Genomic DNA, 12,146 nt, shown 5'->3' with positions numbered 1-12,146 from the left:
CGGGAGGCGGTAGGGCCGGCTCGGCTCCGGGTTCGTCGGCGAGGGACAGCAGGGTCTTACGGGTGATCCGCAGGTGCTCGATCGCTTCGTGCAGTTCGCCGAGGTGCGCGGCCATGGCGTCAATTTCCGCCTGGGTCTGCTCGATCTGGCCGGTCAGGGCCCGCTCGCGGGCGTCGATCTTGTTCAGCAGCCACGTGCCGGGGTCCGGGTCCTGTGCAGCTGGCCTGGTCATGTCGACCGCCACGACGGTGCGGGGGTTCTCTGCCAGTCCTGACCCCCCGGTTCGGTGCTGAGGGCGAGCTGAATCGGCCATGGTGGAGTCAGGCATAGAGGGCCGGGCCATGCTGGAGGACCTCGGAGGGTATCCGGGGTCCTCCAGCGGCTGTCGGTTGTTCGGTCAGCTGACGGTGGCGGGTTGGGCGGACAGAAGGGTTTGGGTCCAGCCTTCGGTGCCGACGGCGCTCTGGCTGCTGAGGTCGTCGCCCTGGCCGTCGTAGGGATTCTGGTCGGCGTAGCGGAAGAGCGAGCCATTACTCCCGTGGCCGTAGTACACGCCCCCGCCGGGCGACAGGAGATGGTCGAAGACCTGCCAGGTGGTGTCGCGAAGCTCGTACCTCTTCCAGGAGCCAGGGCCGTCGATCCGGTAAGAGATCAGCTTGCCGCCGGCCGTCGTGCCGAGGATCCAGTTGGGGCCGGTCGCCGTCAGGGTCTTGAGGGCGAAGCCGTCGCCGATGACGGAGCCGCTGACGATGTTGTCGATCGTGGGCTTGATCGCATTGACGGTATAGCGGCGCAGGGTCCCGCCGGCGATACCGAACAGGTGGCCGTTGCCGTCGTAGGCGAGGAGGTCGTGGGTGAAGCCGCTGCCGAGCAAGACAGGCGGCTCGAAGATGAGGCTGTCGCGATTGGTCCGGATATCGACCCGGTAGAGCCGTCCCTCCTTATCGGTGACCAGGAGGGTGTTGAAGTCCAGCGTCGCCATCGCCTTGGGAATGAAACCCAGAGTGGTCGTGGATACAAAAGCGCCACGCGTGCGCTGCCCGGTAGCGGCGTCAATGGCGGTGTAGGTCAACTTCCCGTCCGGCATCGCCCCGTAAACCGAGGCGCTCTCCACGGAGGAGCGAGCGGGGTTCTGCGCGTGGGTGAGGGTCTCCCAGCCCAGGAAGTGCGACGCCCCGGCTGGGCGTTTCTGCTCGACCCACTGCTTGGCGTACGGCATATCGTAGCCGAGCCCGTGGTGCAGGGCGTTGTAGCCGACCTCGAAGTGGTCCCCCAGATCGCGCTTGAGCTTCCCACCGCAGAGCCACGACGGAACCGTCCCGCCCAGTTGCAGTTTGGCGTGGAAGTCCATCGCGTACCGGAGCCGATGCTTGGCCTTGGCGTACAGGTCGAGGCCTTGGATGCGGGCGGTCTCGGCGACGTGGGAGATGGCCGCGATACCCCATCCGGTGTGCCAGAAATCGCGGCAGGTCTCCTGGGTCAGGCCGTCCACGAACGTGGTCTGCCCCTTCCAGTAGTCGATGATCTCGGCCTTGGTGTTGTACGTGCTGCCCGGCGGCGACTTGGGCAGCGCGCCGTCCGTCTTCAGGTAGATGTAGGCAGGCAGCCTTCCGCGCCAGGTCTCGACAGCCTCATTGAAAGATTTACGATCATCAAGGTGTACGGCGATGCCGATGGCGGCAGCCGTCATGATCAGTTCCCAGTTGCCGTTGCTGTCCGGCCGCCCTTTGAGCAGGGCCGGGAGGTACACGGTGCGCAGTTTTCCGGCGAAGCGGGCGGCCTGGCTCCAACTGCCGTAGGTGTGCTTGATGAGCTCGGCGGCGCGGGAGAAGTTGGCCCCCGCCCAGCCGGTCTGCAGCGGTGCGTTGTCCCCGGTGTGCTTGGTGATCACAGCTGACCAGGCGTCCATGATCTGGATCGCCTTCTTCGCATAGCGGTCGTCCTTGGTGAGGTACCACTGCAGGGCGTGCGTGTAGGCCGCCATGGCGTCCTTGCGCTCGTCGGAGCAGCCGTTGTCGGGAATGGAATTCCCGCCGCAGTTCACGTCGGCGCGGGGGGTGGCCGTGTAGGACAGCGAGGCGTAGGAGCTGCTTTGCAGTTTCCTCCAGGCGGCTCGCCACGGCTCCTTGTCCAGGTTGGCTCGGACGAAGTCGAGCTGAGCTCGGCTGACCAGGACGCCTGGATGCTTGAACACAGCAGCCTGCGCGGGTTGCGGGACCGCTAACGCGGCGGCCACGAGCATTGCGGCAGCAACAGGGCGAGCAAAACGCACGGGATTCCTTTCCAGAGGGACCTGACCGGACAGAGGACGGCGTAGCCAGGGCTTTACGGGTAGTCGGAGTCAGACGCTCGGAGCAGGCTTTCCAGCGGATGGCTGGCATCCGTGACCCTGACGCCTGGGCGCGGCCGAAGCGCCAAGGCCGATCGTGCCGATTTCAGGAGCACCGACCCGGTTCGTTCCTCACCTTGCTCGTGCGCCTCTGCGGATGCGGAGCGATGGTAGTTCAGCCTGGTATGTCGGCAGTATGTCGTCGATTTCGCGCAGCGCGTGGAGTTCGCCGCGCTGCGAACGGCTGCGGCCGCCACCGGGCTCAGGTAGCGGGCATGATCGTCGTGCCATTAACCCCAGTCCCCTGGATGAATCATCAAACTGCTCATTCTCGGCGGCACCTACCACGTCGGCCGCGCCGTCTTCGAAGCCTGCGTCGGGCACCGCTGCTCCTGGCCCGCGCACGTCGTGCTCGTCGACGGCGGTCGCTAAGCGTGGCGGCGAGCTCGCAGTTCTGGAGGCGTACGGCGAGCGGGCGCTGCCGGCCCCGAGTCGGGATGATCCTCGGCCCGTATGAGGACGTCGGCCGTATCCCGTAGTGGCTGGGCGGCCTGGAGCGAGGCGGCCGTGTTCTCGCGCGCGGCCCCGACCGGATCCTCCTGGCTACCTGGACCGACCAACTGATCCGGTATTGGGTCCATAAGAGCGTCCAGGCGCCGGTAGCCGACATCCGCGCCTGGATGGATCAGTGGAAAACCGCACCGAAGCCGTTCGGGTGGGCCAAGACGGCAGAGAGAATTTCAGGCCGATGACATTGTGAGGGCGGCCTGTGATGGACCCCGGTCGGCGCCGGGGCCCATCATGCGTGTGCGCCCAGCATGGGCGATCGCTTGGGGGTGAAAGTCCCCTGGAGGAAGAGATGGTGCTAACTCCGAGTTGGCGGCAAGGGCGTCGTCGTGAGGCGGGGTCTGGAGGAAGCCCGAGGCGAAACTCTGCACCGAGGAACGCGAACCGCGTATGAGGCCGGATGGGTGTGGGTGAGCCTGCATGCGAAGGTGAAGCCCGTCATCACCGACAGGACCGTCAGGTAGACGCGGCGGGCGCAGGGGGAAAGTGATCGTTCTTGCCTGGGGAGATCTGCCTGGGTGTTGGTTGTGCTGTTGTTGTCGCCGCGCCGACGGCTCCCGTCGTGGGGTGGGGGCTGACCGGGCAGAAGTCAGCAGAGGCCGCAGTACCGGTGAGGGGAACGGACAATCAGCCGGGAAGGGCCGAACGTCAAGTAGAGCGGAGGAATCGGGATTTCTCGTGCCGGTCGTTTTGATCGCAGCCATCCCATGGACATGGGCCCACGGTGGAAGGGCCGGTGAGTTCCGGTGAGTACCGCGGTGGAGCGTAGCGGCGGGTCGGCGCTTCCTGAGGAGGACGTGATCCCTGGACTGGAGATGTCGGTGTGGGAGGAGTTTGTCTCGCCGGGCAATCTGGGCAGGGCGTTGAGGCGTGTGGAGGTCAACCGGGGCGCGCCGGGTGTGGACGGGATGACCACGGAGCAGCTGCGTTCGTGGATGCGTGAGCGCCGGGCGGGTGTTCGGGAGGCGGTGGACGCGGGCACGTATCGGCCGTTGCCGGTCCAGTCAACTACGAAGACGTGGGGACCTCTATCCGGCCACCAGCGGCGACACGCACTCGACCATTGACAGCTCGATTCGGTCACGGTCGTGGTCGAGCAGCGGTTGAAGCTCAAGGTGAATCAGGAGAAGTCCTCGGTCCGGCATGCTCGCGAGGCGAGGTTGCCGGGGTTCGGGTTCTACTTCACCCGGTCGGGTGTGAAGATCCGGGTCGATCCCAAGGCGATCAAGCATCTGAAGGATCGGATCCGGGAGTTGACCAGCCGACGGTGGAGCGTGTCGATGTTCTACAGAATCGACAGGCTCAACGCCTTCACCGCTGGGTGGATGGCCTATTTCCATCTCTCGGATCTGGCACCCAGGCTGCGCGAGCTGGACAAATGGCTACACCGCCGGATGCGGCAGATCCGCTGGAAGGAATGGAAGCGCTACGCGGCAAGACGCCGGAACCTGCGCAAGCTGGGCATCCCTGACGCCAAACACGCGGGAATGGGCTGCCAGCAGCAAAGGGTACTGGCGGATTGCCGGGTCGGCCGTCCTTCAGCGCCCGGGCTCTGACCAACGCTCATTGGGACGACCTGGGGTTGCTGGGTCTACAGAACACCTGGCGCAGGCTTAGAACCACGGCTTGACGAACCACCGGACATGCGGGCCCGCATGTCCGGTGGTGTGAGAGGAGGGTGAGGCGACCTCACCCTCCTACTCGATTTCTCAGGTGACAGTTCCTGGTTGGGCGGACAGGAGGGTTTGGGTCCAGCCTTCGGTGTCGATGGGGGTCTGGCTGCTGAGGTCGTCGTCTCGGCCGTCGTAGGGGTTGGCGTCGACGTAGCCGTGCAGGGATCCTTCGGGGCGGTGGCCGTAGTAGACGCCGCCGCCCGGTGAGAGCAGGTGGTCGAAGACTTGCCAGGTGGCGTCGCGCAGCTGGTAGCGCTGCCAGGAGCCGGCGCCGTTGATCTTGTAGGAGATCAGTTGTCCGGCGGTGGTGGTGCCGAGAATCCAGTCCGGCCCTGTCGTCGTGAGTGTCTTCAAAGCGAAGCCGCTGCCGATGAGGGTGTTGCTGGTGATGTCGGCCAGGGTTGGCTTCGTTTTGGTGAGGTTGTAGCGGCGTAGCACGCCGTCGGCGATGCCGTACAGGTGGCTCTTGCCGTCGTAGGCCAGCAGGTCGTGGGTCCAGCCGGTGCCGAGCAATATCGGTGGGTCAAACGTGACGGTGCCACGGTTGGAGATGATGTCGACCCGATACAGCTTGCCGCCGGAGTCGTCCTGGGTGATCAGCAAAGTGTTGTAGTCAAGCGTGGCCATGGCCTTGGGCTTGAACCCCAGGGGGACGGTCGAGAGCTCGGCGCCACGGGTACGCTTCGCGGTTGCCGCGTCGATCTCCGTATACGTCAGCAGCCCGCTCGGCAGTACCCCGTACACCGGAGCGGGCCCCTTCGGCCCGCTGACATAGGGCCAGATGGCGTTGACGATGAGCTGCGCGTCACCGGCCTGGACCTGGTAGCGGTCGGGATAGGCGGATCCCTGGACGCTCTGGCACACGTCGCCGATCTGCGCGGTCCGCCAGCTGTTGTTCGGGTATTCCCGGATCATTTTGTTGAGGAAAGCGTTGGTGGCCCATGTCGGGTCGAGCCGCTGGGACTTGCTTCCCCAGGAGGCGCGCTGCTGGAAAAGTCCCAGGCTGTCGTGGTCGACTTCCTCGCTGATGTTCTGGATGCTGGTCTCCACGATGATCGTGGTCACCGCGATGACGGCCGCCCGCGGCTCCAGCCCGCGGTCGTGCACGGCCTTGATCACCATGCGGGCGCAGGACACGCGGTACGCGGACATGTAGCCGCGCATCTTGTCGTCGAGGGTCTGGTTGAGCTGGGTGGCCAGGGCCGCGTCGATCGATGTCGTGCCGCCGGGATCGCACGCGGCGAGTTGGTAAGCGGCGGTGACGTCAGACGCGCTCACCTCCGGCTCCGGATCAAGGGCCGCAGCCGAGGGGGAGGTGATGGCGCACAAGGAGATCACGGCCGTGGCCGCAACGGTAGCCAGCGGCAGGAACGCGCGGAGTCGCCCGTTCACGAGCTGGTCGCGGTGTTGGGCTGGGCGGACAGGAGGGTCTGGGTCCAGCCTTCGGTGTCGATGGGGGTCTGGCTGCTGAGGTCGTCGCCTTGGCCGTCGTAGGGGTTGGCGTCGAGGTAGGCGTGAAGGGATCCTTCGGGGCGGTGGCCGTAGTAGAGGCCGGCGCCGGGGGACAGCAGGTGGTCGAAGACTTGCCAGGTGGTGTCGCGCAGCTGGTAGCGGTCCCAGGAGCCTGCACCGTTGATGCGGTAGCTGATGAGGGCGCCGCCGACGGTGGTACCGAGGATCCACTTCGTGCCGGTGGCGGTGAGGGTTTTCAGGGTGAAGCCCTCACCGATGAGGGTGTTGTTGGTGATGCCGGCTGCGGTGAGGGTGTCGGTGGCGTTGAGGGTGTAGCGGCGCAGGGCGCCGTCGGCGATGCCGTACAGGTAGGTGCTGTCAAAAGCCAGCAGGTCGTGGGTCCAGCCGGTGCCGAGCAGGACCGGCGCATTGTGGACGAGGGTGTCTCCGCTGTGGGAGATCACGTTGATGCGGTAGAGCTTGCCGGTGGTGTCGGTGATGAGAACGGTGTTGAAGTCGAGGGTGGCCAGAGCCTTGGGCGTGAAGGGCAGCGGGGCGCCGTGGACGGCGCCGTGGGTGCGCTTGCCGGTAGCGGCGTCGAGGGCGGTGTAGGTGAGGCTCCCGTCCGGCAGCACCCCGTAAACCGACACCCGGCCACTCGGCCGATCCGTCGCACCGACGGGCTCGCTGTAGCCGACAATGTCGGAACTGGAGCGGGGGCGGGAGTGGACTCTGGTGTGGCCGCCGTCGGTATTGCCCTCGATCGTATAGACCGTGCTGGAGTTCGCGGAGGTCACGAGGCCGACGTGGTCGATGCCGCCGCCGTCCCAGTCGAACACGATCGCGTCGCCGGGCTGGGGCGTGTAGCCGCTGCCACGGCTGTGCCACGTGCCGTGCGCCTCGCCGTACTCTCTGAAGGATCGCGCCCAGCCGGTGAGGGTTCCTAGCGGACCGCCCTCGGGCACGTCGGCGTAGGTGACGCCGGCCTTCTTCCAGACGTACTTGGCGAAGTCAGCGCACCATTCGCTCTTCGCCCACTTGATGCCGTCGGTGGTCGGGCACCCTGAGGTGTCCTTCCAGCCGCCTCGGAAGTACCCGGTGTAGAAGTTGCACTCCGAGGAGGTCTGGTAGTTGCGGCTTGAATTGTTGAGTTCGTCCTGCGCCACGGAGACGATGGACGAACGCGCCACCGCCATGGCGGGCGCCGGTGAGGTGGCGACCACGCCGAGAGCGAGGGCGAGCACCGCTAGGAGGCCCTTGAGAATCTTCATGATCGGAGCATCGAGAGGCGCGCTGCAGGTTCGCTCTAAGAGCTTTACAGCCCTGTGGTCTGAGGACGTCGGAGCGGTGGCAGGCACGCGGCGGCAGTGTGTGTGAGCTCGGTGAACTCTCGGGCCTCATGCTCGGAGAAGATTTCCAGCGCGGTGGCGAGCATCGCCTCGGCTGTGCCGTCGCCGCGCGCCGACAGTATTGCTGCCAGGTCACGTCTGGCCCGAGCTGCTGGCAGCGCGGTGCCGAGCTCCCGCGAGATGGCGACGGACTCGATCAGATGGGCTTCTGCCAGGTCCAGCTCGCCCTCGGCCAGGTGGAGCTCGCCGATGGTGCGCAGCATCAGCGCCTCGCCGTACCGGTCGAGATGGTTTCTACACACGTCGAGGGCATCGACCAGCGAAGGCAGGCAGGCGCCGCCGCGGCCCCGCCGGATCTCCACCTTGGCCCACGACTGGACCGCGAAAGCGATCATCAGCTGTTCGCCGGAGGCCCGCAGCATGGCGAGGGCCTCGGTGCTGTCCCTTCCGGCCCGCGCGTAGTCGCCGAGAGCACGGTGGACAAGGCTTCTGGTCCGCACCGTCAGCGCCTCGCCGCGCCCGCTGTCCGCGCTCCGGTAGGCAGTGAGGGCTTGGTCGAGCAGCGGCCACGTGGCGTCGTACTCGCCGAGCTCCAGGTGGATGGCGGCGGAGAGACGGCAGGTCGCGCCGATGCCGATGTCGTCACCCAGCAGGCGGAACAGCTCCGCCGACCGGGACAGCAGGCCCAAGCCCTCGCGCAGGCGGCACTGCTCCCGGCAGGCGCCGCCCAGACCGGCCAGGGCGACGGCCTCGCCCCTGCGGTCTCCGGCTTCGATGAAGATGGTGAGGGCCTGCGACAGGTGCTCACGCACCTGGTCGAAGTGATCGAGGCTGTAGTGGATCTGGCCCAACCCGGCCAGCAGGGCCGCCTCGCCGAGCCGGTTGCCCGCGCGACGGGTCGCCGCCAGCGCCGCAGCGTGGCTGCTATGCCATTCGGCCATCCGGTTGGCGGAGAAGACCCGGGAGAAGGAGAGCGCCGTGGCCAGGTCGCAGGCGGCCACGTCGAGGCCGAGACAGGCGGCACGCTCGACCGCCACGATCAAGGCCGGCGTCTCGGCTTCCAGCCATGCCTCGGGGTCAGCCATGACTCGCTTGGCGACGTGGTCGTCCACGGGATGCGCGGAGGCGTAGTGACGGCGCAGCTCGACCTCGCCGGACGGCACCCGGGACCCGATCTCGATGATCAACTGGAGCCAGCTGCCCAGCGTACGAGTGATGGCCGCATCTCGCGCGGCAGCGGTGTCGCAGACTTCGGAGCATTCGGCGGCGAAGACCCGCAGCAGATCGTGCAGCCGGAAGCGGGACTGGCCGACCGCGTCGATCGTGACGTGATCGATGAGCTGTGCGTCGATGAGCCGTTCGACGACGTCATCGGCGTCATCGGCGGGGATATCCAGCAGCGGGGCGACGATCCACGAGGGGAAATCGGGGGTACCCAGCAGACCGAGCCGGCGGAACGCCGTCTGGGCCCGCTGGTCCAGTAATCGGTAGCTGAGCCCGACGCTGGCCCGGACAGCCACGTCCCCGGCCACGAGTTCGTCCAGCCTCCGGTGCTCTACGCCCAGGCGTCCGGCCATGGTGGCCAGCGTCCAGTGCCGCCGGGTAGCCAGCCGGGCTCCGGCAGTCCGTACGGCCAGCGGAAGCAGACCGCAAAGCCGGACGATCTCAGCGGCGGCGTCCGGCTCCGCGGCCAGGCGATCCGCACCGAGGACGGAGCCGAGGAGCGCGAGCGCGCCTTCTGTGTCCAGTACATCCAGGTCGGTCAGGTGGGCGCCGGCGAGCCCGGACAGGCGTCCCCGCGAGGTGATCAGGACCGCGCATCCGGTCCCGCCTGGCAGCAGCGGGCGGATCTGCCGCTCGCTGCGAGCGTCGTCGAGGACCAGCAGGACCCGGCGCCGCTCCAGCAGGCTGCGGTAGAGATCAGCCCGATCCTGCGCGGACTCGGGCTGGGCGGTGTAGGGGATACCGAGCGCGCGCAGGAATCTGCTGAGCACCTCCTCTGCCGTCGCCGGGCTGTCGGTGGTGCCCCGTAGGTCGGCGAAAAGCTGGCCGTCCGGATACTGATGACCTGCCTGGCGCGCCAGGTGCACGGCGACGGCGCTCTTGCCCACTCCGCCCTTCCCGGAGATGACAAGTACCGGCGGCGCGGTGTGGTTCATGTCAAGCAGACGCGTGAGGTCGACGATGAGAGCTGCCCTGCCCACCAAGTCCGGTACGTCCGCCGGAAGTTGCGCGGGGATGACGCGCCCATGCTCCTCCGAGACCGGCTGGGCCAGGGGGACGAAACCCAGCAAGGCGACATCCTCGCGGAGGATTGCCTGATGCAACGCGCGCAGATCGGGACCGGGATCGATTCCGAGCTCCTCGGCCAGGGCCTTACGGCCGTCCTCGTAGACCGCCAGCGCTTCGGAGGATCGGCCCAGCCGGTAGAGCGCCGTCATCAGGTGGCCGCGCATCCGCTCGCGGGCCGGGTGCGCGGCCACCAGCGAGGCGAGCTCCACCGCTACCTCGCTTTGCCGGCCCAGCTGCAACTCGACGGCGATCCGCTCGTCAACGACGGTCAGCCGGAGTTCGGTCAACCGGGCCGCATCGGCACTGAGCGCCTCCCCAACCCCATCCAGAGCGGGACCGCGCCACACTCTTTCCGCGGCGCGCAACGACCGCGCCGCATCCTCATGCCGCGCCTCCGCCACAGCGCGCCGGCCGTCGTCGGCGAAGTGCTCGAACGCCTGGACATCGAGGACCCCGCGGTCGAGTCTCACGAGGTATCCGGGTGGCCGAGTCTCGATCAGATCGCCGCCCAGCGTCCGGCGCAGGGCAGACACGTAGGTCTGGACCAGTCCGCGAGCGGTGTCAGGAGCATGAGCGCCCCAGACCAGATGCACCAGCCGATCAATGGAGACCACCTGTCCTGCCCGCAGCAGCAACGCAGCCAGTAACGCGCGCGGTTTGGGACCGCCCAGCGCTACCCGATGATCACCGTTCCATACCTCGACCGGTCCGAGCAGGCGAAATTCCACTGCTACCTCGCATGAGGGCACTTGCAGAGAACTTAGAGCGAGCCGCCTCATGATCATACAAATGAAGACTCCGCGGAAGGGCCCCACGCGAATGACAAATGAACCGATCGTGCTGATGTCCGATCATCGGGTCTCGGCCATCCCCGCGATGGAATGCGGCGAACCGCTCTTCGACCTGCGCAGGGTGCCGGCTGTGCTCGTGGACGATCGCCAAGCCGACCCGGCCGGAGCCTACGCGCACCTTCGCGTCGGCCTAGTCGACCGATTGCTGATCGCGCAGGGCAAGCTTCCCGCCGGGATCCGGTTGCTCATCGTGGAAGGCTACCGGCCGCTCGCGCTGCAGGAGCACTACTTCTCCCGGTACGCCGCTCGACTGCGCCGGGCCAATCCCATGTGGACCGAGGAATTCGTGCACATCCAGGCCAGCCGCTCCCTGGCGCCGCCGGAAGTGGCCCCGCACGTGTGCGGAGCCGCCGTCGATCTCACGCTGGCCGCCGCCGACGGCACCGAGGTAAACATGGGTACGCCGGTCAACGCCGGGCCGGAGGAAAGCGGCGGCGCGTGCTACACGCACCATCCAGAGATCTCCTCTGAAGCCTGGGCCAACCGGCGTCTGCTCGGCGACGCCATGAGCGCGGCAGGGTTCGTGAACTACCCGACCGAGTGGTGGCACTGGTCCTATGGTGACCGGTACTGGGCCCTCATGACGGGTGCGCCTGCAGCTCGTTACGGACCCTCTCGGATGAGGTGATCATCGAGGTGACCGCGCCCCAGCCCTATGGAGAACGTCCACATTTGGAGGATAAGTCGGATACGAAGACCTTGATCAGCCGCGCGCAAGGCTGATAACACCGGTGTGCCCGCAGTTTCCGTCGGTGTTGCGGACGCGACGGCTTTCCGCCGGGTGGTCGCGGACGGGTGAGGCAGCTGAGGTGGCAGTAGCCGGTATCCATCGACGCCTCCCTGATCGGAGAGTCACCTGCCCCACCGACAGCTGGCGATTCGACGAGTCACTATCGGGGACGGCGAGTGCTCGCCTTCGGCGCCAGGCTCATCTCCTCGGCCAGCCCCGCGAGGGACTCACCCGGATGCTCGACCTCCATGCGGTGTGAGGTCGGTGGGCTCGAAGCGGGGCACCACGTGGAGGTGGAAGTGGAGGACGCTCTGCTGGGCCTCTTGCTGCTGGCGGGATCGCGCGACATACCGAAGACATACCGGCGGTCTCTAGCATGGCTGGGGCTTCACCGGCCTGGTCGGCTGCCAGCGACAGTCCAGAAGTCGATCATATTGGGGATCCAACTCGTGAAGTTCAGAAGCCTGCCCAAGACGTTCGGTGCGACTGCGGTTGGCGCGCTGATCGCGGCCACTTGCATCGTTGCCAACCCGAGCGCGGCAGCCGCGGAGAGCTTTAAGAGGGCGTTGTGCGAGTTGATGCCCATGATGTCGCAGTGTGATCGAGTGGATTTGTAGCGTTACTGCCGGTTGGTGGGCGCGGATGTGCTGGGATGGCCGGGTGAGTGAGCGCAAGCCATACTCGAGCGACTTATCCGACGGGCAATGGGCGTTGATCGAGCCGATCATCACGGCGTGGAAGGCCGCGCATCGCTCCGTCAGCGGCCACCAGAGCAAATATGAGATGCGCGAGATCGTGAACGCACTCCTCTACCAGGGGCGATCGAGCACCTGCGGATCACCCGTAAGACCCTGCTGTCCCTCGCCGACGAACCCGGAGCCGAGCCGGCCCTACCGCCTCCCA

General features: G+C 66.8%; 9 protein-coding genes. 4 read left to right on the top strand and 5 right to left on the bottom strand.

Going from position 1 to position 12,146, the window contains the following annotated elements; genetic code table 11:
• Both AB0H88_RS52340 and AB0H88_RS52335 read right to left on the bottom strand, forming a co-directional pair.
• Positions 1 to 232 (bottom strand): prefoldin domain-containing protein (locus tag AB0H88_RS52340; protein ID WP_357657693.1); only part of this gene is annotated, 232 nt, incomplete at its 3' end.
• 165 nt (positions 233 to 397) lie between these two features.
• Entirely contained in the window at positions 398 to 2,194 is a 1,797-nt protein-coding gene (locus AB0H88_RS52335) for an alginate lyase family protein (protein ID WP_357657691.1), read from the bottom strand.
• Between the two features lie 1,499 nt (positions 2,195 to 3,693).
• Between AB0H88_RS52335 and AB0H88_RS52330 the strand changes: the two genes are divergently transcribed.
• Entirely contained in the window at positions 3,694 to 3,963 is a 270-nt protein-coding gene (locus tag AB0H88_RS52330) for a hypothetical protein (RefSeq protein WP_357657689.1), read from the top strand.
• 21 nt (positions 3,964 to 3,984) lie between these two features.
• Positions 3,985 to 4,452, top strand: coding sequence for a group II intron maturase-specific domain-containing protein (locus tag AB0H88_RS52325; protein ID WP_357657687.1), 468 nt, complete (start codon positions 3,985 to 3,987; stop codon positions 4,450 to 4,452).
• 153 nt (positions 4,453 to 4,605) lie between these two features.
• On the opposite strand, the gene AB0H88_RS52320 is transcribed toward AB0H88_RS52325, so the two are convergent.
• The 3 genes from AB0H88_RS52320 to AB0H88_RS52310 form a co-directional block, all read right to left on the bottom strand.
• Entirely contained in the window at positions 4,606 to 5,847 is a 1,242-nt protein-coding gene (locus AB0H88_RS52320) for a tachylectin-related carbohydrate-binding protein (protein ID WP_357657685.1), read from the bottom strand.
• Positions 5,848 to 5,957: 110 nt separating this feature from the next.
• Complete coding sequence (locus AB0H88_RS52315) at positions 5,958 to 7,292, bottom strand: CHAP domain-containing protein (RefSeq protein ID WP_357657683.1); 1,335 nt, start codon at positions 7,290 to 7,292, stop codon at positions 5,958 to 5,960.
• Between the two features lie 44 nt (positions 7,293 to 7,336).
• Positions 7,337 to 10,390: a BTAD domain-containing putative transcriptional regulator gene (locus AB0H88_RS52310; protein ID WP_357657681.1), complete on the bottom strand. Its 3,054-nt coding sequence runs from the start codon at positions 10,388 to 10,390 to the stop codon at positions 7,337 to 7,339.
• Positions 10,391 to 10,505: 115 nt separating this feature from the next.
• Between AB0H88_RS52310 and AB0H88_RS52305 the strand changes: the two genes are divergently transcribed.
• Both AB0H88_RS52305 and AB0H88_RS52300 read left to right on the top strand, forming a co-directional pair.
• Positions 10,506 to 11,141 (top strand): M15 family metallopeptidase, encoded by a 636-nt coding sequence (locus tag AB0H88_RS52305; protein ID WP_357657695.1) that lies wholly within the window; start codon positions 10,506 to 10,508, stop codon positions 11,139 to 11,141.
• A gap of 762 nt (positions 11,142 to 11,903) precedes the next feature.
• A partial coding sequence (locus AB0H88_RS52300) for a transposase (RefSeq protein WP_357657679.1) occupies positions 11,904 to 12,146 on the top strand: 243 nt, incomplete at its 3' end.

This window comes from Nonomuraea sp. NPDC050680 (genome assembly GCF_040654555.1).
Lineage (GTDB): Bacteria > Actinomycetota > Actinomycetes > Streptosporangiales > Streptosporangiaceae > Nonomuraea.
The sequence above is the reverse complement of the archived record's forward strand: the minus strand, read 5'-3'. Positions and strand labels throughout refer to the sequence as shown.

Bases quoted from the DNA above. Each gene is read 5' to 3' on its own strand.
- AB0H88_RS52315 (WP_357657683.1), bottom strand. From the start codon at position 7,292: ATGAAGATTCTCAAGGGCCTCCTAGCGGTGCTCGCCCTCGCTCTCGGC.
- AB0H88_RS52305 (WP_357657695.1), top strand. From the start codon at position 10,506: ATGTCCGATCATCGGGTCTCGGCCATCCCCGCGATGGAATGCGGCGAA.